Origin of the sequence: Erwinia sp. 9145, assembly GCF_000745075.1 — a bacterium.
GTDB classification, from domain to species: domain Bacteria; phylum Pseudomonadota; class Gammaproteobacteria; order Enterobacterales; family Enterobacteriaceae; genus Erwinia; species Erwinia oleae.
The window spans coordinates 544828-565821 of sequence record NZ_JQNE01000001.1 but is presented as its reverse complement, the minus strand read 5'-3'; the positions used below and the strand labels follow the sequence as shown (position 1 = coordinate 565821).

14 protein-coding genes are annotated in these 20994 nt (G+C 52.0%); 1 reads left to right on the top strand and 13 read right to left on the bottom strand.

What is annotated here, in order from left to right:
- Positions 1 to 49 precede the first annotated feature (49 nt).
- Complete coding sequence (acnB, locus tag FA91_RS02770; protein WP_156103033.1) at positions 50 to 2647, bottom strand: bifunctional aconitate hydratase 2/2-methylisocitrate dehydratase; 2598 nt, start codon at positions 2645 to 2647, stop codon at positions 50 to 52.
- A 292-nt stretch (positions 2648 to 2939) separates the two neighbouring features.
- Between acnB and bla the strand changes: the two genes are divergently transcribed.
- On the top strand, positions 2940 to 3833 hold the full coding sequence (gene bla / locus FA91_RS02765; protein ID WP_034912322.1) for a class A beta-lactamase: 894 nt from the start codon (positions 2940 to 2942) through the stop codon (positions 3831 to 3833).
- A 5-nt stretch (positions 3834 to 3838) separates the two neighbouring features.
- On the opposite strand, the gene FA91_RS02760 is transcribed toward bla, so the two are convergent.
- The 12 genes from FA91_RS02760 to pdhR all read right to left on the bottom strand — a co-directional run bounded on the left by FA91_RS02760 (position 3839) and on the right by pdhR (position 20669).
- Positions 3839 to 5182, bottom strand: coding sequence for a hypothetical protein (locus tag FA91_RS02760; RefSeq protein WP_034912320.1), 1344 nt, complete (start codon positions 5180 to 5182; stop codon positions 3839 to 3841).
- 188 nt (positions 5183 to 5370) lie between these two features.
- Positions 5371 to 6723, bottom strand: a complete 1353-nt coding sequence (locus tag FA91_RS02755; protein WP_034912319.1) for a carbohydrate porin — start codon at positions 6721 to 6723, stop codon at positions 5371 to 5373.
- A 175-nt stretch (positions 6724 to 6898) separates the two neighbouring features.
- Entirely contained in the window at positions 6899 to 7603 is a 705-nt protein-coding gene (locus FA91_RS02750) for a GntR family transcriptional regulator (protein ID WP_034912317.1), read from the bottom strand.
- 42 nt (positions 7604 to 7645) lie between these two features.
- Positions 7646 to 8506, bottom strand: coding sequence for a hypothetical protein (locus FA91_RS02745; protein WP_034912316.1), 861 nt, complete (start codon positions 8504 to 8506; stop codon positions 7646 to 7648).
- 12 nt (positions 8507 to 8518) lie between these two features.
- A complete protein-coding gene (locus tag FA91_RS02740) occupies positions 8519 to 9553 on the bottom strand; it encodes an oxidoreductase (RefSeq protein WP_034912314.1) in 1035 nt (344 codons plus the stop codon).
- 23 nt (positions 9554 to 9576) lie between these two features.
- Positions 9577 to 11310, bottom strand: a complete 1734-nt coding sequence (locus tag FA91_RS02735; protein WP_034912312.1) for a PTS transporter subunit EIIC — start codon at positions 11308 to 11310, stop codon at positions 9577 to 9579.
- A gap of 45 nt (positions 11311 to 11355) precedes the next feature.
- Positions 11356 to 11667, bottom strand: a complete 312-nt coding sequence (locus FA91_RS02730) for a PTS lactose/cellobiose transporter subunit IIA (protein ID WP_231566745.1) — start codon at positions 11665 to 11667, stop codon at positions 11356 to 11358.
- A gap of 19 nt (positions 11668 to 11686) precedes the next feature.
- Positions 11687 to 13060: a glycoside hydrolase family 1 protein gene (locus FA91_RS02725; RefSeq protein ID WP_034912310.1), complete on the bottom strand. Its 1374-nt coding sequence runs from the start codon at positions 13058 to 13060 to the stop codon at positions 11687 to 11689.
- A 501-nt stretch (positions 13061 to 13561) separates the two neighbouring features.
- Entirely contained in the window at positions 13562 to 14986 is a 1425-nt protein-coding gene (gene lpdA, locus FA91_RS02720) for a dihydrolipoyl dehydrogenase (protein ID WP_034912307.1), read from the bottom strand.
- A 191-nt stretch (positions 14987 to 15177) separates the two neighbouring features.
- Positions 15178 to 17076, bottom strand: a complete 1899-nt coding sequence (gene aceF, locus FA91_RS02715; protein WP_034912304.1) for a pyruvate dehydrogenase complex dihydrolipoyllysine-residue acetyltransferase — start codon at positions 17074 to 17076, stop codon at positions 15178 to 15180.
- Between the two features lie 13 nt (positions 17077 to 17089).
- Positions 17090 to 19753, bottom strand: coding sequence for a pyruvate dehydrogenase (acetyl-transferring), homodimeric type (aceE, locus tag FA91_RS02710; protein WP_034912302.1), 2664 nt, complete (start codon positions 19751 to 19753; stop codon positions 17090 to 17092).
- A 151-nt stretch (positions 19754 to 19904) separates the two neighbouring features.
- Positions 19905 to 20669, bottom strand: a complete 765-nt coding sequence (pdhR, locus tag FA91_RS02705) for a pyruvate dehydrogenase complex transcriptional repressor PdhR (RefSeq protein ID WP_034912300.1) — start codon at positions 20667 to 20669, stop codon at positions 19905 to 19907.
- Between the last annotated feature and the right edge of the window lie 325 nt (positions 20670 to 20994).

The following is a 20994-nucleotide window of genomic DNA, read 5'->3' as shown; positions in this document are numbered from 1 at the left end:
AAAGGGACGCCTCTGCGTCCCTTTTATCGTTATGGCTCTGGCCGTTTCGTTAAATCGCGGTCTGGAAAATCACGTTGTCCGCTTTGTCCGTATACTGCGGCAGGCGGTCAAAGTTCAGGTAGCGGTAGGTGTCCACCGCCGTCTTATCGACCTGATTCATGAACTGCTGGTATTCGTCCGGCGTTGGCAGCTTGCCCAACAGGGACGCGACCGCAGCCAGCTCGGCCGAGGCGAGGTAGACATTCGCGCCTGTTCCCAGACGGTTCGGGAAGTTACGGGTTGAGGTAGAGACCACCGTCGCGCCGTCTGCCACCCGTGCCTGGTTACCCATGCACAGCGAACAGCCAGGGATCTCAATGCGCGCCCCGCTCTTACCAAACACGCTGTAGTAGCCCTCTTCGGTGAGCTGCGCGGCGTCCATTTTGGTTGGCGGCGCGACCCACAGACGCGTTGGCAACTGGCCTTTATGGCTGTCCAGCAGCTTGCCCGCCGCGCGGAAGTGGCCGATGTTGGTCATACAGGAGCCGATAAAGACCTCGTCGATCTTCTCGCCCTGCACGTCCGACAGCAGACGCGCATCGTCAGGATCGTTTGGCGCGCAAAGAATAGGCTCTTTGATCTCCGCCAGATCGATGTCGATCACCGCTGCGTATTCCGCATCGGCATCGCCTTCCATCAGTTGCGGATCGGCCAGCCATTTCTCCATGCCCTGAATACGACGCTCCAGCGTACGGCGGTCGCCGTAGCCTTCCGAGATCATCCACTTCAGCAGGACGATATTGGACGTGAGATATTCGATAATCGGCGCCTGGCCCAGCTTGATCGAACAGCCTGCCGCAGAACGCTCGGCGGAGGCGTCAGAAAGTTCAAACGCCTGCTCGACTTTCAGATCCGGCAGGCCTTCGATTTCCAGAATGCGGCCGGAGAAGATGTTTTTCTTGCCCTTCTTCTCCACGGTCAGCAGCCCCTGACGGATGGCGTACAGCGGAATCGCGTGCACCAGATCGCGCAGGGTGATGCCAGGCTGCATTTTGCCTTTGAAACGCACCAGCACCGACTCCGGCATATCCAGCGGCATCACGCCCGTTGCCGCCGCAAAGGCGACCAGGCCAGAACCGGCCGGGAAAGAGATGCCGATAGGGAAACGGGTGTGCGAGTCGCCGCCGGTACCGACGGTATCCGGCAGCAGCATGCGGTTCAGCCAGCTATGGATGATGCCATCGCCCGGACGCAGCGACACGCCGCCACGGTTCATGATGAAGTCCGGCAGCGTGTGGTGCGTGGTTACGTCCACAGGTTTTGGATAGGCGGCGGTATGACAGAAGGACTGCATCACCAGGTCTGCCGAAAAGCCCAGGCAGGCCAGATCTTTCAGCTCGTCGCGGGTCATCGGGCCGGTGGTATCCTGTGAACCGACCGAGGTCATTTTAGGTTCGCAATACTGACCAGGACGGATGCCATCGGTGCCGCAGGCGCGGCCGACCATTTTCTGCGCCAGCGAGAAGCCGCGCGTGCTCACCGCCACGTCTTTCGCCTGGCGGAACACGTTGCTGTGCGGCAGGCCGAGCGCTTCACGCGCGCGGGTAGTCAGACCACGACCGATAATCAGCGGGATGCGGCCACCGGCACGGACTTCATCCAGCAGCACGTCGGTTTTCAGCGCAAAGGTTGCCAGCACGTCGCCGGTAAGGTGATTACGCACTTCGCCTTTATAGGGGAAGATGTCAATCACGTCGCCCATATTCAGGTTATCGACATCCACTTCAATCGGCAGTGCGCCCGCATCTTCCATGGTGTTGAAGAAAATGGGGGCGATTTTACCGCCCAGCACCACGCCGCCGCCTTTTTTATTCGGCACGAAGGGGATGTCGTCGCCCATAAACCACAGCACCGAGTTGGTGGCGGATTTACGGGAAGAACCGGTTCCCACCACGTCGCCGACGTAGGCCAGCGGATAGCCTTTCGCCTGGAGCGCTTCAATCTGTTTGATCGGGCCGATGTTACCCGGCTCGTTCGGCTCAATGCCTTCGCGGGCGTTCTTCAGCATCGCCAGCGCGTGCAGAGGAATATCAGGGCGCGACCAGGCATCCGGCGCAGGAGAGAGATCGTCAGTGTTGGTTTCACCGGTCACTTTAAAGACGGTCACGGTGATTTTTTCAGCCAGTTCCGGGCGGGAGAGATACCACTCGGCCTCGGCCCACGAGGTCATAATCTGTTGAGCGTAGGCGTTGCCCGCTTTGGCTTTCTCTTCCACGTCGAAAAAGTTATCGAACATCAGCAGCGTATGGGAAAGCGCTTTCGCAGCGATGGGCGCGAGCCTGTTATTATCCAGCGCCTCAATCAGCGGATGGATATTGTAGCCGCCCTGCATGGTGCCGAGCAGCTCTACGGCTTTTTCAGGCGTGACCAGAGGAGAAGTGGCTTCACCCTTTGCGATAGCGGCCAGAAAACCGGCCTTAACGTAGGCGGCTTCGTCCACGCCAGGCGGAACGCGATTGATTAACAGATCAGACAGGAATTCTTCTTCACCCGCTGGCGGGTTTTTCAGCAGTTCAACCAGCGCGGCCATTTGGGAAGCATCCAGCGGTTTTGCAACGATCCCCTCAGCAGCACGCTCGGCAACGTGCTTACGGTATTCTTCTAGCACGACGTTCTCCTCGCTCACAGTGTAATGGCTTCCGGGCGCCCGAAAGGTTCAGCGTACGATCGTGAACGCGTAAAGGTAGGGTAAGGAGCCCGGTACAGCGACGGCCAGCATAGCAGGATTTCCGGAAAATGTTAATCTGTTTACAAAAAAGCAACATTTTTTGAAGCGTAAAATGTCGGCTGAAATAAAATGCATTACGCTACGCGCTAAGGGCGGGTTTATTCTGTCCGGAGCGTTATGAATAATGCCCCGCCCGGTAGCGCAAAGCCATTGATGAGGAGAAATCTGCTTAATGAGACGCTTAACGTACGCGCTCGGTACAATCGTATTGTCGTTTGTCATGACCAAAAACAGTTTTGCCGTCGGTGATGCCATTGCGCTTAAGGCGCAGGCGATTGAAAAGCGTCTTAACGCACGCGTCGGCGTGGCCGTTATCGATACCGGCAGCGACAGGCGCTGGTTATATAACGCCGAACAACGTTTCCCGCTCAACAGCACCTTTAAAGCCTTCGCCTGCGGCGCGCTGCTGTACCAGGCCGACGCGGGCAAGAACGATCTGAATAAAACGACGAGGGTTACGCGGGAAGAGATGATCCCTTATGCGCCGGTAACGGAAACGCTCATTGGGCAGTCGGTCAGCCTCGATCGCCTGTGCGCCGCGACGATGCGCACCAGCGATAACGTGGCGGCCAACAAAATAGTTACCAGCATTGGCGGCCCCGAAGGTATGACGCGCTTTATGCGTGAAATTGGCGACAGCGTGACGCGTCTTGATCGCCGCGAGCCGGATCTCAACGAGGCGACGCCGGGCGATCTGCGGGACACCACCACGCCCGCAGCGGCTGTCGCCTCCCTGCGCAAACTGGTTCTCGGGAATGCGCTCTCTGGCGCGTCTCGTGAAAAACTGACGCGCTGGATGATTGAAGACGCCGTTGGCGGGCCGCTGCTGCGCGCGGGCATTCCATCAACATGGCGCATTGCCGACAGAACGGGCGCAGGCGGGCACGGTTCGCGCAGCGTCATTGCCGTCATGTGGCCACCTTCGCATGCGCCGGTGGTTGTCGCTGTGTTTATCACCGAAACGACCGCCACCCTGGCAGCGCGCAATGCGGCGATTGCCGAACTGGGCGCGGCACTGGCGCACGAGCTGCCTCCCCGCGCTGGTGGGCATGTGCAGAACCGGTAACGTCTTCAGATATCAAAATTAATGTGTTGAATATGCTCTGGTTTGTTGAATGCCAGGTTGTGCAACAGACGATCGCTGCCGCCACAGCGGGCAATATCGAGATGCGTAATGCGCGGGTTGGCGGTAAGCGCGCGGAGCCCTTCATCACCGATTCTGTTATTGGACGGCAAATACACGGCAGACAGCCTCGGGCTGGCGGCGATTGTTTTCGCATCAGCCGCGTTCAGTCCGGCATTGGCGGCGTGAAACTCCGTCAGCGTCGGATGGTCAAGCACATGTTTCAGCAAATCACCGCTGAGCAGCGTGGCCTCATCCAGGGTCAGCGAGGTAAGTTTCGTTTCCTTAAGCTGTTCAAGCGTGGCTATCGACGGAGAAATACCGTGCAGCTTCAATGATTTCAGGCTTTCCGGCAGCAGATCCACATCGTTTTCCTGAAAATGCGAATGGGTTTGCTGATGATTGCCGCTACGATCCACCGTGAAATCCAGCGTTGCGATAGCGGCATTATGCAGCACCGATGCTGTTTCCGGTGCGTCTTCATCACCCGATTCAGGTGCGGTGAAAGGTTCCAGCACCTCGGCAAGAGATTTGCCGGGTACAACGCTAACGTGGACGGTTTTCAACTGGTTAAAACGCTGAAGCTGCGCCATCTCATGCGGCGAAAGAGGCATACGCAGGTGCAATTCCGGCTGGCCGGCGGGGAGATGATCAAGCACCGTGTTGTGTACCGGCCCCGTCATATCCGCCATTTCAATCTTTTTCATATTGGGAAACGTTTGCAGAAAATCCCATGCCTCGCCCGTGAGCGGCGCTTTAACCGTTACCTGCTGTAAGGATGCCCGCATCCAGTCCGGGATCTGCTGCAAATCATGGAGATCGTACTCCCCTTCCGGCGATCGATCGGCATTCAGCGTTAAATGTTTGAGCCCGTGTGCGGCAAAGCCAATCAGACTTTCGTTTTGTTTGAGCATCTCTGCACTCAGATGCAGATCGTGCGGACCATAAAATGTCAGCGATTGCACGGTACTTCCGGCGGCCTGCGCAAAACTGTGGCTGGCTGCTGCAAACGCCGCGTTGGTTTTTTTATCTGCATTATTGCTGATGAGCTCGAGAATTTCCTGTGGAAGCCGTGGAACCGATGACGTCCCTGATTTAATTGTTAATCCCAGGCGCTCGAATATGGAACTGACTTTCTGTTGAGCATATTCGGGCACACCCAGCGCGTTGGCCGTATGCGCCGCCCCCTGTGGGAGTCCGGTTTTATGAAGCGTATTCGCCGCCGTATGTTGCGCTTTTTCTATAGCCGCACCGGCAGTCCGCACGGCATAGTCGCCAATATTCTTTATCATCACACCATTCCTTAAAGGTTCCGGGCAGAGGTTTTACCGTTGGTTGTGTGTATCTGATCGTCCCGGAGTTCCATTGCTGCCCTGCGAAGGAATGTCGCAATTTTTATAACAACGGATAATAAAAAAGGCGTGTTAAACAATAACGGCATCCTGCTCAGATGCCGTTATTAACGTACGGACAGCATGCATCAGAAAAAATATTTAAATCGTGCGCGCATGCCATAGCGCGTATCGCCATCGCTTCCTGCATCAGCGGTATTCAGCAGTGAGGCGTAGGCGCCCAGATAAAGGTTGAAGTTCTTCATATTCATGATGTCAGGAAAGAGATACGAGGTATGCACGGTGTGAATACTGTATTTCCCTGCGCCGTCAAACACGCCGCCTTCGTCCTGAATAACGCTGCTGCTGTTAAATTTTTCAATATTATTGTGGGCATAAATATAACCGATCTCAAACCGACGCCAGAGCGTATTAGCACCGATCGAGAAGTCTTGCTCATCCTGCGCGTCCAGATAAGCCGTACTGAAACTGGCAATAACGCCATCCTGCGGATCGGTCGCCTGCCCGTTCCAGCTCAGCGTCAAACCATAGCCATGACGACGCGACGGGTCGCTCATTTCGCCTTGTGCATTTTCATAACGCCAGGCATTTTTAACGACGTTGCTCTCCATCGCCACGGCGGCGGAGAAAGCCTCTTTTTTCCATGCGACAACAGGTCGTAAATAAACTGCGTTTTTATTGCTGACCAGATCATTACCATGATAGCGCTTATCAACAAACAGTGCGGTTCCCTCTTCAAGCAGCGTATTTAATTCCAGATACCAGTTACCGATATTCTTACTCAAATTGAAACTACCACCGCTGTTACTACGCCCCCGCCCTTCTTTCATCATGTAAATATAACCATAACCGTCGGAATAGAGATCGTTGGCCGTATTACCTGAATATTCCACAAACGTATCCTGATTAAGCGGGAACATGTCGTACGCTTCGAAACGCCCCACTTTCGCCTGCCAGTTTTTTTCTTCCCCAAAGAAAAAAGCGGCATCATCGACATTCATATTTCCGTTGATATTCGCCAGCGGCTGCACGGTAAAACCAGAAAAGAAGCCGTTATCGTGACGCGTATATCCGTCCAGACCAATTAGTATGCGGCCATTGATATCCCAGCGCTCATGGCTTCCCGGTTTCCAGTGTTTATCATCGCTTGTTTTGAGTGAGGTTAACTGCCCGCTGCGGCTCGCGCCGTCCATATTAAGCTCGACATCGCCATACAGTTTGAGATTATTAAAACCGGCAAGCGTAAGAACCTGCGTATCCGTTGGTGTCTTCTGTTGATCAGCTACGGCTGTATTGACGGTTCGATCGTCATGACTGCGTTGCTGGATCTTTTCCTCTGCCTTGTCTGCGCGAGCTTCAGCCTGTTTTACGCGCTGTTCAAGCAGCAACAGACGGCCTTCCAGCTCTGAAGATAATGCTGCATAACTGTTGCCAGTTAATGCGGCCCCGGTAATTAATACGGACAAAAGTAATTTATTCATGAAGTCCCTTCCAGTTTTATTTTAAACAGAAAAACCTGCCTCTTGAACAAGGCATTTTTACCCCTTACAACGTTTCCAAACGAAGTGTACAACCCAGTAAAACACGCTATATTAATGTATTGATAGCGACGGGCATCAATTTACATATTGCCTTTACCGTTAATACCCATCATATTCAAACGCGTACAAAATCGGTTTCAAAGTTAAATGAATTCCACAGATGGCGGGCAATAGAATATTCAAACAGTTTCCCGTTATCGAGAAAAGCCACCTGCTCTACCTGAATCAGGGCAGTAGGTTCAACGAGCGCCAGCTGCTGGCATTCATGATGCGTAGCCTGTTGCCCGGTAATGGTCATATGCGCACTGTGAATGACCCATCCAAGTTGCTTAGTGATGTAGTGATAAATAGATTGATTAACGTAAGTCAGGGTGAGCTGCGGAATGAGATCGACCGGCATCCATGTATATTCAATAATTGAAGGCACGCCATCGATAACGCGTACGCGATGGATAACATAAACGAGCTGACCGTGGGGTATGGTCAGTTTTTGGGCAACATGCTCATCAGCAGGCTCTGCGGTAAAATTGATCACCCGCGTTTCCAGCTTTTTCCCCGCTCTGGCGCAACGTTCCGCCGTACCTGATAAGTGAGAATTACTGGCTGAGGAGGCCAGACGTTTTACAAACGATCCCGACCCGCGTTTGCGCAGAACTAATCCTTCACGCACCAGTAAATCAAGCGCTTTAGTAATCGTTAATTCACTGCATGAAAACTCGCTGGCAAGTTTCGAGCCCTCCGGAAGCTTTTTGTCTGGAGCATAGTTTCCCGACTCAATTCGCAGGCGAATTTCGCGGTAAATTTCCATATATTTAGGCATAGTACACTCCGAAGCGGCTCCTCTGATCCGTACGTCTGGCCGTTAGCGATGTAATGACGCAGCCATGCGCACCCAGGTATGCCGGCGGCCCCGGATCGCAATCGACAGCGCTTTTACCGCTTCCGGATCGGCCATTCCGGCCACGCCCGCATCACCAAAGTTATGCATGTCGCTGCCACAGCGCTTGCTGGCAAGGCCAATTTCGCGAACCGTAGCACAGTCCGCGCCTTCCTGACTACTGCTGATAGTGGTAACAGCAAGGCCACTGGCCTGCTGTATCGCCGCTATCGCGGCGCTGACAGTTGCCTCGCTGGCACCGCGACAACTGGCCGGAGCGGGAACGATCGCGCCATGCGCGCCCGCAGTGATATAGCTGGCATACTCTTCCGGTTGCGCAACGCCCTGGCTGCAAAATTTCGCAACCAAAACCATTTTTGAGCATGCTTCACAGGTTTGACCAATAACCTGATGCATACGCTGTGTGGTTACGCCAGGTTTGTCATAACCCGTCAGGCAAATAAAATCGGCATCCTGCACTCGCGCAAGATTTTCACTGCTGAACCCCGTTGTCCCTTGCGCCGCGTCCTCTGCCAGCACCTCCAGGCTCACGCCCACCAAACGACCCGTTAACCGTTTAATTTGCGCCACGGCCGTTTCACCAAATGCGACGGAACTTCCGCTGACCTGCTGCTGCTGACAGTTAAGGCCTTTAAGTAAGATTAAATCGGCCCCAAATGCACTCAGTAATTCTGCGTTAGTGATTTCAGCATATAACGGTGCGGCGCTGGCAGCGACTTCCGTCATAATGACGCGGCCTTCAGAACTTGCGATAGCCTGCGCCAGCTCCGGGCCTGTTACAGATAAAGCAAAATCAGTGGTTCGACAGTTCAAAATACGTTTCATGATTGTCCCTTATCACAGAGTCACTACAGCAGGAGAAGGTTGTTTGAAAGCTGTTTCGAGAATATCAAGATTGGTCAGCGCTTCCTGCTCGCTAACATAGTTCGGCGCGCCATTTACCAGCGTTTCATAGAGCGCATCATAAACGCGTCCGTAATCACCCTGCACCGCAGGTAATTGCTCACGCACGGTTTCTCCTGAACGATCTGTATATTCCAGAACGGCCTGCTGCGGGTCGTGCGCAAAATCGGGCTCACCCGGCATCACGCCTGCCTTCAGACTGGTTTCCTGCCGATCAATACCATAACGAATAAACGAGCCATGAGTGCCATGGACAATAAATTTTGGATAATCTATTTTCACCAGATGGCTGGTTTTAATAATCGCCTTCATCTCTTTGAAATAGAGCTGAACTTCGAACGTATCATCAGGGTTGAGCGGGTTACGCAGTTTTTGCAGGTGGTAACCGACCTGCTGTGGGCGGCCAAACAGCGAGATAATCTGGTCGAGGGTATGCACGCCAAGACCATAAAACGCCCCGTTAAAATGACCACCGGGGCTGGTTTCAGCTTCCGGGCGAAAATAGTCGAAATGACTTTCCACCTCAACAATCTTACCCAGTTTGCCGCTCTCAATGGCCTGCTTCATGGTTAGAAAGCAGCTATCAAAGCGGCGATTCTGGAAGGGAGAAACGGTCAGTCCTTTTTCACGCGCAATGGCAAACAGCGTTTTCGCCTCTTCCAGCGTAGTGGTGAACGGTTTCTCCACCAGCACATTTTTACCGTGTTCCAGACACAGGTGCGCATAGTAATAATGACTGTCCGGATGCGTACATATCGTCACCAGCGTAATGTCTGCATCGTTCAGTATATCTGCCAGCTCGCTGGTAAATAAAATATGTTGATACGCTTGCTGGTTCTCTTTATCAGCCTGCCGTTTAATGTCGTAAATACGTTTAACCGTAAATTTGTCCTTTCGTGCCAGCACATAGGGCAAATGATAACGCGTGGCGCTTTTGCCGAATCCGATAAATGCACTTGTAATCGTCATTCTCTCGTCCTTTCAATTATTTTTTATTTGCTGATATAAGGCAATGCGGCTTCAATAACGGCTTTGCCATCGAGCTTACTGAAATGCTGTGGATCAATCGGTAAAACCGTACAGTGATGGTTTATTTCACTGCTGATGTTTTCCGCCATATAAGTGAGTTGTGGGCCGAGCAAAATAAGATCGGCTTTAGGATATTCAAGGCTTAATTTACCCAGATTGATTGCGTAGACCTGTAAATTACACCCCTGACTTTCGGCATATTTACGCATTTTAGCGGCAACGATAGACGTCGACATTCCCTCATTGCACATCAGTATGATGGTTTTATCGTTTGCTTTTTCAAGAGGTGATGATTTGGCCTTTGACTGATTCTCCGGCAACGTTATTGCGTCGCTGATATCCACTGAAGCAGACTGACCTTGCTCACCCGCTGCATCGATAATTTTTTTGCTTTTCCCCTCAATAAGAGAGCGTTCATACGCCATCAGGAACGGCAGGTAAGCAACCACACCAAAGACCAGCAGAATAACTTGCAAAATGACGTTACGGAAATCGCCACCGGAGCCTAACCAGCCAGATAACAGCGGCGGAACCGACCAAGGCACATAAGCAACGATGCGGGAAACCATTCCAAGGTCGGTAGCAAAATAAGCAATAATAAAGTTAACCTGCGGGGCAATAATGAAGGGGATCATGATCAGTGGATTATAAAGCACCGGAAAACCAAAAATAACGGGCTCGTTAATATTAAATATTCCTGGTGCTATCACCGTACGCGAAAAGTTACGGTGGCTGGACATTTTGCTGCGCAGCATGATGGCAAGCAACAGCGATAATGTGCTGCCGGTGCCGCCCAGATGTCCATATAAATCGCGAAACGGCAGTACAATAATATGCGGAGGAATAAGTCCTTGCGCAAATGCGGACATATTCTCCTGCATTGCGACCAGTAAAGGTGGTTCCAGAATTGGATTGATAATGCCGGATGGATGTATACCGAGTGAAAAAAGCACGTTCGTTAATGTGGTTAACGCAATAAAACCTGACAGGTTTGTAGTCAGATGCACAAGCGGCGCCTGAATAGCCTGCTGGATAACCTGATAAATTTCCAGATGCGTCAGTGTCGTTACACCGAATGCCGCCAGTGCGAATATCCCGATAGTCAGCATGATAGAGAACATTGACTGGAATGATTGCGCAACCATCGGGGGAACATCATCGCCGAGATGAAGGGTCAAATACCTGTTTTTTGATATCCACAGGAAAATGGTTGTGCCAATGACAGCGGTGAGAATAGCGAGGAAAACGCCCCCCGCATTGGTCAGACTGTATGAAACAACGCCGCCTACCTCGACTGGCGCATCGCCGCCCGGCGCGAGTACCTGCGTGTTAATGGGCATTAAGACAAAGAAAGCGGCCAGCGATACCATCGCCGGGATGATCGGTGTATCAAACCTTTTTTTACTGGCAATATTATAAGAAACCAACACCACCAGCATTATTGATAAAATATTCATCGTGCCATTAAGAACACGATCGCCAATATTACTGAGGGATGCTAACCTTTCTGGTGACAGCCAATCCGAAAATATTCCGGAAGGCGAAAGAATAACAAAATTGAGCATAATAAACAGCCCTGCCAATACCAGAAAAGGTATTGCAATGACAAAGCTATCCCGCAGGCTCCGTAAATGCACCTCAGAAGCCATCTTTTGTGATATATCAGTAATACGCCCAAGAAATGTTGAATCGGACATAAGGCCACCTGTTTTAACGGTGTGATAATGAGAATATGGTTTTAATCAGCGTTGATGTAATTCAATAATTTCCTGAATCAACTCTTTAGCCAACATTGCGGTCATTAAATGATCCTGCGCATGTACCATGATCAAATGAACCGGAATTTTACCTTCTCCCTCATCGAATTCAATTAACTGCGTTTGGAGAATATGCGCTTCTTTAGCCATAGTTTGAGATTGCGCCATCAACGCCGCAGATTCTGCGACGTTCCCTTTTTTAGCCTGCTGTAATGCCTGAAAAGCAAAACTTTTGCATTGTCCGGCATTAACAATTATGCCCATAACAATTTCTTCATAGTCCATATTTTCAATCATGATTTTCCCTTGTAAAGTATTAAAAACCATTCTTTTTAATTACGTCCTGATACCAATAAGCGCTTCGCTTTGGGCTGATACTGCCATCCGACAGATCAAAGCGATACAGCCCATAGCGATTTTTATAGGCATTTAACCATGACCAGTTATCTGTAAACGTCCAGCAGTGATAACCAAAGCAAGCGCTTCCTTCGCTAATCGCCTGACTGATACCGCGTAGATGGTCTTGCATAAATTCTATTCGGTAGTCATCTTCAACGATGCCTTTGCGGATAAAGCGCTCTTCGTTTTCAACGCCCATGCCATTTTCAGAAATAAAGCAGGGTATATTACCGTAGTGGTCACGCAGATTAGTCAGAATATCGTACAGCCCTTGCGGATAGATTTCCCAGCCACGATAAGGATTCATCCGGCAACCAGGCATTTCATAATTATCAAAGAACCATTCAGGCATAAAAGGCGCCTGAGGATGTATAGCGTGTATCTTTGCCTGTACTCGTCGCGGATGGTAATAATTGACACCCAGCATATCAATGGTCGCCGTGGCTATTTCACGGAGATCTTCCGCAGTATATTCCGGTAGCTGACGATATTTTTTCAGTAATGTAATCAGTTCGAAGGGATAGTGCCCCTTTAATGAAGGATCAAGAAAACTTCGGTTAAATAGCAGGTCGGCGATATGTGCAGCCTTTTTATCCGCCTGATTTATTGAACGGGGATAGGACGGGGTGAGATTTAATACAATGCCAATTTTACCTTTCTGCCCGCTGGCCCGATAGGCGTTAACTGCTTTTGCGTGAGCAAGCTGGGTGAAAAAAGCCGCCTGTGCCGCCATCCTGAAGTCACGCTGATTGGGATAATGAAAATCATATAAATACCCGCCTTCCAGCGGAACAATAGGTTCATTAAACGTTATCCAATGTTTCACTTCATTCGAAAATAATTCAAAACAGCGCGCGGCATAATCAGCAAAATCGTTAACAACAGCACGATTGGTCCAACCGCCCTTTTGCTGCATTAAATAAGGCATATCAAAATGCATTAGCGTAACGACGGGTTCGATACCGCTATTTTTCAGCTCGTTAAAAAAACTGCGGTAATAGTCGATGGCTTTTGGATCAGCGTTTTTTCCATCAGGGAGGAGTCGCGCCCAGGAAATTGAGGTGCGAAAACTATTTAAACCGATATCACGCATCCGCTTAACGTCCTGTTTATAGCAGGAATAGCTATTGCGTGTGTGCTGTGGGCCGTGCTGATTGAAAAAACGCTCCGGCTGCTGTTGATACCAATGCTGCCAGTTGGTGATGGAGGCGGATGTATCTGCTTCACCTTCCGTCTGTGCCGCCGATTCAGCGCATCCCCACCAAAAATTCTCTGGAAACGTTGTCTTCATCATCAAATCCTTTTGGACAAACTCACTGTGTGATACGCATTAAAAACTATATAGTTTTAATTTAAATATATACAGATCACAAAATGGACATTTGCCTTTTAACTCATTTTCATGCGTGTTAACAACGTCGCTTACCAGTGAATTCACTGTTAAATACTGCGGAGTCAGTTGTGAGGCCAGAAAGGCGCACCGTTTAATCCCGCGGGCTTGGGGGACAAACCGGCGACGTTTTCTCTGTCCCATCGGATGATGGTTTAACCCCACGCATGTGGGGAACACTCTAAAAATAACCTACTGAAAGTAATAGCTTTTTATCATCAGATAAATTCTACCGGCTATTCAGGTAAAATTTAAGCGTCACAGTTCCTGCTATATTCTACAGAAAAAGTCATAGTGCGTATTAAAACGATCGAGTCGTTTCCGGCCACCCAACGCCGATCTCTTTATAAAAAAGGCAAAAAAAAGCTCCCGGACGGGAGCTTTAATAAGCGGCAACGAGGCCTATTTTTTCTTTGCTTTCGCATTCGGCAGGTCGGTAATGCTGCCTTCATAAATCTCGGCTGCCAGACCGACCGATTCATGCAGCGTCGGGTGGGCATGAATGGTCAGCGCAATATCTTCCGCGTCGCAGCCCATTTCGATAGCCAGACCGATTTCACCCAGCAGTTCGCCGCCGTTGGTACCGACGATGGCGCCGCCAATAACGCGGTGGCTTTCTTTATCGAAAATCAGCTTGGTCATGCCATCTGCACAGTCTGAAGCAATGGCGCGGCCAGATGCTGCCCACGGGAAGGTTGCCGTTTCATAGCTGATGCCCTTCTCTTTCGCTTCTTTCTCCGTCAGGCCAACCCATGCCACTTCTGGCTCGGTGTAGGCGATAGAAGGAATGACTTTCGGATCGAAGTAGTGCTTCTTACCAGAAATGACTTCTGCCGCAACATGGCCTTCATGTACGCCTTTGTGCGCCAGCATTGGCTGACCCACGATATCGCCAATAGCATAAATGTGCGGAACGTTAGTACGCATCTGCTTGTCAACGCGAATAAAGCCACGGTCATCCACTTCAACGCCCGCCTGGCCTGCATCCAGACCTTTACCGTTAGGTACGCGGCCAATCGCCACCAGAACCGCATCGTAACGCTGTGGTTCGGCAGGCGCTTTTTTGCCTTCCATCGAAACATAAATGCCGTCTTCTTTTGCTTCTACGGCGGTCACTTTCGTTTCCAGCATCAGGTTGAACTGCTGGCTGATACGCCTGGTGAAAACTTTCACCACGTCTTTATCAGCGGCCGGGATCACCTGGTCAAACATCTCAACCACGTCAATCTGTGAACCCAGCGCGTGGTAGACGGTGGCCATTTCCAGGCCGATGATGCCGCCGCCCATAACCAACAGGCGCTCCGGGACTTCTCTCAGTTCCAGCGCATCGGTAGAATCCCACACGCGAGGATCGTCATGCGGGATAAACGGCAGTTGAATTGGGCGCGAGCCCGCCGCAATGATGGCGTTATCAAAGTTGATCGTCGTCGCGCCATTTTCGCCTTCAACCACCAGCGTATTGGCACCGGTGAATTTGCCCAGGCCGGTCACGACTTTCACTTTACGGCCTTTTGCCATGCCGGACAGGCCGCCGGTCAGTTGGTTGATGACTTTCTCTTTCCAACCGCGGATTTTATTGATGTCGGTCTGCGGTTTTCCGAACACGATACCGTGCTCTTCCAGCGCTTTCGCTTCTTCAATCACTTTCGCAACGTGCAGCAGCGCTTTAGAAGGTATACAGCCTACGTTCAGACAAACCCCGCCCAGGGTGCTGAAACGCTCGACGATGACGGTCTCCAGACCTAAATCAGCGCAACGGAATGCGGCAGAGTAGCCTGCCGGTCCTGCCCCAAGTACCACGACCTGAGTTTTGATTTCTGTACTCATCATGACCTCTTAATTATTTACGGCGATGCCGGGAGCCTGTCGCCCCCTATCCACCGGGTCGTTCAATCCGTCCGCATTTTACAAAATCGTTAACAATTTTGAAACAACAAACGAATATATCTGGTCTCAACAATCTCATCAGCATCATGAGATTATCAGAAAAAAACCGGCCGTCAGGCCGGCTTTTTCGATTACATCACCAGGCGGCGGATGTCGCTCAGCGTGTTGTTGATGATGGTGATAAAGCGCGCACCATCAGCACCGTCGATTACGCGGTGGTCGAACGACAGGGAGATGGGCAGCATCAGGCGCGGCACAAACTCTTTACCGTTCCAGACCGGCTCCATCGCAGACTTGGAGACGCCAAGGATGGCCACTTCCGGCGCGTTGACGATAGGCGCGAAGTGCGTGGTGCCCAGGCCGCCAATGCTGGAAATAGTAAAGCAGCCGCCCTGCATCTCACCCGCGGTCAGCTTGCCGTCACGCGCTTTTTTGGAAATGGTCATCAGTTCGCGGGACAGCTCAACGATGCCTTTTTTATTCACATCCTTGAATACCGGCACAACCAGCCCGTTAGGCGTATCCACCGCCACGCCGATGTTGATGTACTTCTTCAGCGTCAGCTTCTGACCATCTTCAGACAGCGAGCTGTTGAAGCGCGGCAGTTGCTCAAGCGCGGCAGCGACGGCTTTCATGATGAAGACAACAGGGGTGATCTTCACATCCAGCTTACGCTTCTCGGCTTCCACGTTCTGCTGTTTACGGAATGCTTCCAGATCGGTGATATCCGTTTTGTCGAAATGCGTAACGTGCGGGATCACCACCCAGTTACGGCTGAGGTTTGCACCAGAAATTTTCTGGATGCGGCCCAGTTCAACTTCTTCGATCTCACCAAACTTGCTGAAGTCGACTTTCGGCCACGGCAGCATGCCCGGCAGGCCGCCGCCCGTTGCTGCGGCAGGGGCAGACTCGGCGCGTTTCACCGCCTCTTTCACGTAGGCCTGAACGTCTTCTTTCAGGATACGGCCCTTACGACCAGAGCCTTTCACTTTTGCCAGGTTTACGCCGAACTCACGCGCCAGACGACGAATAACCGGCGTCGCATGCACGTAAGCGTCATTTTCAGCGAACTCGTCTTTTGACGCAGCAGCATCAGCTTTCGCCGGCGCGGGCTTCGCCTCCTGCTTAGCCGGAGCCGCTTCTTCTTTCTTCGCGGCTGGCGCAGGCGCTGCGCCTTCCACTTCGAACACCATGATTGGCGAACCGGTTTTCACCTTGTCGCCGGTCGAGATTTTGATCTCTTTCACGGTGCCGGCGAACGGCGCAGGGACTTCCATTGAGGCCTTATCGCCTTCAACGGTGATCAGCGACTGCTCGGCTTCAACTTTATCGCCGACTTTCACCATCACCTCGGTAACTTCAACTTCATCACCGCCGATGTCAGGCACTTCAACGTCTTTTATGCCGCTGGCAGCGGTAGGCGCGGCGGCCGCGTCTTCTTTAACTTCTGGTTTCACGTCAGAAGACGGTGCTGAGCCTGCCGTTTCGAAGATCATAATCAGCGAACCGGTGCTGACTTTGTCACCGGTGGCAATTTTGATCTCTTTAACGGTGCCGGCGAACGGCGCAGGGACTTCCATTGAGGCTTTATCACCTTCAACGGTGATCAGCGACTGCTCAGCGTCGACGGTATCACCAACTTTCACCAGAATCTCAGTCACTTCGACTTCATCGCCGCCGATGTCCGGCACGTTCACGTCTTTGCTTTCGGCCGCCGCTGCTGCTGGCTTCTCGTCCGCTTTTTTCTCTTCTTTCGGCGCTTCTTTCGCTTCAGCTTTTTCCGGCGCGGCTGCGCCTTCAGCAGAATCAAAAATCATGATCAGCTTGCCGGTTTCCACTTTGTCACCAGTGGCAACTTTGATCTCTTTGACCACGCCCGCTTCCGGCGAAGGCACTTCCATCGAGGCTTTATCGCCCTCTACGGTAATCAGCGACTGCTCAACGTCAACCTTGTCGCCCACCTTGACCAGAATCTCGGTGACTTCCACTTCATCTGCACCGATATCCGGTACGTTGATTTCGATAGCCATTAATCTTTACCTCTTATGCCAGACGTGGGTTGACTTTATCGGCATCGATATTGAATTTGGTAATCGCTTCCGCGACCACTTTCTTATCGATTTCACCACGTTTGGCCAGTTCACCCAGCGCTGCAACTACCACGTATGATGCGTCCACTTCGAAATGGTGACGCAGGTTTTCGCGGCTGTCAGAGCGTCCGAAACCATCGGTGCCCAGCACGCGATAATCGCTGGCTGGCATGAAGGTGCGGATCTGCTCGGCGAACAGTTTCATGTAGTCGGTTGATGCCACGGCTGGCGCATCGTTCATCACCTGCGCGACGTACGGCACGCGCGGCTCCTCGGTTGGGTGCAGCATGTTCCAGCGCTCGCAGTCCTGACCGTCGCGGGCCAGTTCAGTGAACGAGGTCACGCTGTAAACGTCTGAGCCAACGCCATACTCTTTCGCCAGAATCTGTGCCGCTTCACGCACGTGACGCAGGATAGAGCCTGAACCCAGCAGCTGGACTTTACCTTTGCTGCCTTCAAGGGTTTCCAGCTTGTAGATCCCCTTACGAATGCCTTCTTCCGCACCCTGCGGCATCGCAGGCATGTGGTAGTTTTCATTCAGCGTAGTGATGTAGTAGTAGATATTTTCCTGCGCGTCGCCGTACATGCGGACCAGGCCATCGTGCATGATAACCGCCACTTCATACGCGTAAGCCGGATCGTAAGAGATACAGTTAGGAATGGTCAGCGACTGAATGTGGCTGTGGCCATCTTCATGCTGCAAACCTTCGCCATTCAGCGTGGTACGGCCGGAGGTGCCGCCGATCAGGAAGCCGCGCGCCTGCTGATCGCCTGCCGCCCAGCACAGATCGCCGATACGCTGGAAGCCGAACATCGAGTAGTAGATATAGAACGGGATCATCGGCAGGTTGTTGGTGCTGTATGACGTTGCCGCCGCCAGCCACGAGGCGCCTGCGCCCAGCTCGTTAATCCCTTCCTGAAGGATCTGGCCTTTTTCGTCTTCTTTATAGTAAGCAACCTGCTCACGGTCCTGCGGCGTATACTGCTGGCCGTTCGGGCTGTAGATACCAATCTGACGGAACAGACCTTCCATACCGAAGGTACGCGCTTCATCAGCGATGATCGGCACGAGACGATCTTTGATCGACTTGTTCTTCAGCATCACGTTAAGCGCACGCACGAAGGCGATAGTGGTGGAGATCTCTTTGTTCTGCTCATCCAGCAAGGATTTGAAGTCTTCCAGCGCAGGCATCTCCAGCTTCTCGCTGAAGTTGGGCTGACGGGTCGGCAGATAGCCGCCCAGCTTTTCGCGCTGGCCGTGCAGATATTTGTACTCTTCAGACTCTTTTTCAAAGGTGATGTATGGCATCTCTTCGAGCCGGGCATCTTCAACCGGCACGTTGAAGCGATCGCGAATGTAGCGAACGCCATCCATGTTCATTTTCTTCACCTGGTGCGCGATATTTTTACCTTCTGCGGTGTCGCCCATACCATAACCTTTGATGGTATGCGCCAGGATCACCACCGGTTTGCCTTTGGTGTCCTGCGCTTTTTTCAGCGCCGCATAGATTTTCTTCGGATCGTGACCGCCGCGGTTCAGTGACCAGATCTCATCGTCGGACATATCTTTAACCAGCGCGGCGGTTTCAGGATATTTGCCGAAGAAGTGCTCGCGCACGTAGGCGCCGTCGCGTGATTTGAAGGTCTGATAGTCGCCGTCAACGGTTTCGTTCATCAGCTGAACCAGCTTACCGCTGGTGTCTTTACGCAGCAGTTCGTCCCAGCGACTGCCCCAGATAACCTTGATAACTTCCCAACCGGCGCCGCCAAAAATGCCGTCCAGTTCGTTGATGATCTTACCGTTACCGGTGACCGGGCCGTCCAGGCGTTGCAGGTTACAGTTGATGATGAAGACCAGGTTATCCAGCTTCTCGCGGGTGGCGATAGTGATGGCGCCTTTGGATTCCGGTTCATCCATTTCGCCGTCGCCAAGGAAGGCGTAAACGGTCTGCTGCGCGGTATCTTTCAGGCCGCGATGCTCAAGATATTTCAGGAATTTGGCCTGATAAATTGCGCCAATCGGGCCAAGGCCCATTGATACGGTCGGGAACTGCCAGAACTCAGGCATCAGTTTTGGGTGCGGGTAAGAGGAGAGCCCTTTACCGTGCACTTCCTGACGGAAGTTGTTCATCTGATCTTCGGTCAGGCGGCCTTCCAGGAAGGCGCGTGCGTAAACGCCGGGAGAGATGTGGCCCTGGAAATAGACCAGATCGCCGCCGTCTTTCTCGCTGCGCGCGCGGAAGAAGTGGTTGAAGCACACTTCATAAATGGTTGCGGAAGACTGGAAGGAAGACATGTGTCCACCCAGCTCCAGATCTTTTTTCGATGCGCGCAGAACGGCCATAATAGCGTTCCAACGGATCGCGGAACGAATACGACGTTCCAGAGAAGTATTGCCCGGATAGTCTGGCTCGTCCTCAACGGCAATTGAGTTGACGTAGTTACTGACGCCTTTACCAGAAGCTACCTGCACGCCACCTTTGCGTGCTTCGCTCAGCACCTGGTCAATCAGATACTGTGCGCGCTCAACACCTTCTTCACGGATGACCGATTCGATCGCCTGTAGCCAGTCGCGAGTTTCGATCGGATCCACGTCATTTTGTAAACGTTCTGACATGGGCGGTATTCCTTATTTGTGTCTACTACGTTGAATTATCTGGAGCCTGTCTCTCTGTACTTTGTTTCTTTTCAAAGCACAAAGAGACAGGCCCTGGTGTATTCCCTTCGCCTTCGGCGTGGGGGCGAATTTTCACGTATATCTCTACGCGTTAATCCTTGCGTTGCTGTAAACGTCGCAGAGAGCGTTCACGACGCGTCTGCTCCCGGCTTCTGTCCAGCAGTATTTCCTCGATAAACGCCAGGTGACGGTGTGAAGCCTCGCGCGCCCGTTCGGGCTCACGCGCTACAATCGCCTCGAAAATACTGGCGCGGTGACCGCTCACTGTTGCCAGCATTTCGCGGCGCGAGTAGAGCAATTCAAAATTCTGTCTTACGTTCTGTTCGAGCATCGGCCCCATGCAGCGTAGCAAATGCAACAGCACTACGTTATGCGCTGCTTCTGTTACGGCAATTTGATACTGCATCACCGCATCGGCTTCAGCATCCCGATCGCCGCTCTGCTGGGCAGCCTGAATCTGCAAATGGCAGTCACGGATACGCTCAAGATCGTCATCAGTTCCCCGAAGCGCGGCGTAATAGGCGGCAATCCCTTCCAGCGCGTGACGCGTTTCCAGCAGATCGAACTGGGATTCAGGATGGCTGGCAAGCAGTTCAACGAGCGGGTCGCTCAGGCTTTGCCAAAGGCTGGTCTGAACAAAAGTGCCGCCGCCCTGACGGCGCAGCAGCAGACCTTTCGCTTCCAGACGCTGGATAGCTTCACGCAAAGAGGGACGGGAGACATCAAACTGTTTTGCGAGCTCGCGTTCAGGGAGCAGTTTTTCACCCGGTCGAAGCGTCCCTTCCATGATCAGGGATTCAAGCTGTTGCTCAATGGCATCGGAAAGCTTTGGCTGGCGAATCTTACTGTAGGCCATTATCCCTTCTCATGCTCTTCACCGAAGTAAATTGGTAATACCAATTGAAAAATGGTGCCCGTAAAGTAACAAAGTATTCACCTTGTGTCTATATGGCATCAGCCCGAAATCAGAACAGCTTCACGCTTTAACAGACGGCATGAGTCTGTATAAAGCGGTCATAAATCCGGGTGGCTTAAAGGTCAAACGGCTTAACTTTCATCAAAGAAGGCAAACGCTTAAGTAAAAGCATTGTTAATCATAAGCGAATACTATTCGCCTTTATTCAACGAATATGACATGACTCAGAAATGTGACCGGTCGATGCTTTTTTACGCATACCGCC

Bases quoted from the DNA above. Each gene is read 5' to 3' on its own strand.
- bla (WP_034912322.1), top strand. From the start codon at position 2,940: ATGAGACGCTTAACGTACGCGCTCGGTACAATCGTATTGTCGTTTGTC.
- FA91_RS02760 (WP_034912320.1), bottom strand. From the start codon at position 5,182: ATGATAAAGAATATTGGCGACTATGCCGTGCGGACTGCCGGTGCGGCT.
- FA91_RS02755 (WP_034912319.1), bottom strand. From the start codon at position 6,723: ATGAATAAATTACTTTTGTCCGTATTAATTACCGGGGCCGCATTAACT.
- FA91_RS02750 (WP_034912317.1), bottom strand. From the start codon at position 7,603: ATGCCTAAATATATGGAAATTTACCGCGAAATTCGCCTGCGAATTGAG.
- FA91_RS02745 (WP_034912316.1), bottom strand. From the start codon at position 8,506: ATGAAACGTATTTTGAACTGTCGAACCACTGATTTTGCTTTATCTGTA.
- FA91_RS02740 (WP_034912314.1), bottom strand. From the start codon at position 9,553: ATGACGATTACAAGTGCATTTATCGGATTCGGCAAAAGCGCCACGCGT.
- FA91_RS02735 (WP_034912312.1), bottom strand. From the start codon at position 11,310: ATGTCCGATTCAACATTTCTTGGGCGTATTACTGATATATCACAAAAG.
- FA91_RS02730 (WP_231566745.1), bottom strand. From the start codon at position 11,667: ATGATTGAAAATATGGACTATGAAGAAATTGTTATGGGCATAATTGTT.
- FA91_RS02725 (WP_034912310.1), bottom strand. From the start codon at position 13,060: ATGAAGACAACGTTTCCAGAGAATTTTTGGTGGGGATGCGCTGAATCG.
- lpdA (WP_034912307.1), bottom strand. From the start codon at position 14,986: ATGAGTACAGAAATCAAAACTCAGGTCGTGGTACTTGGGGCAGGACCG.
- aceF (WP_034912304.1), bottom strand. From the start codon at position 17,076: ATGGCTATCGAAATCAACGTACCGGATATCGGTGCAGATGAAGTGGAA.
- aceE (WP_034912302.1), bottom strand. From the start codon at position 19,753: ATGTCAGAACGTTTACAAAATGACGTGGATCCGATCGAAACTCGCGAC.
- pdhR (WP_034912300.1), bottom strand. From the start codon at position 20,669: ATGGCCTACAGTAAGATTCGCCAGCCAAAGCTTTCCGATGCCATTGAG.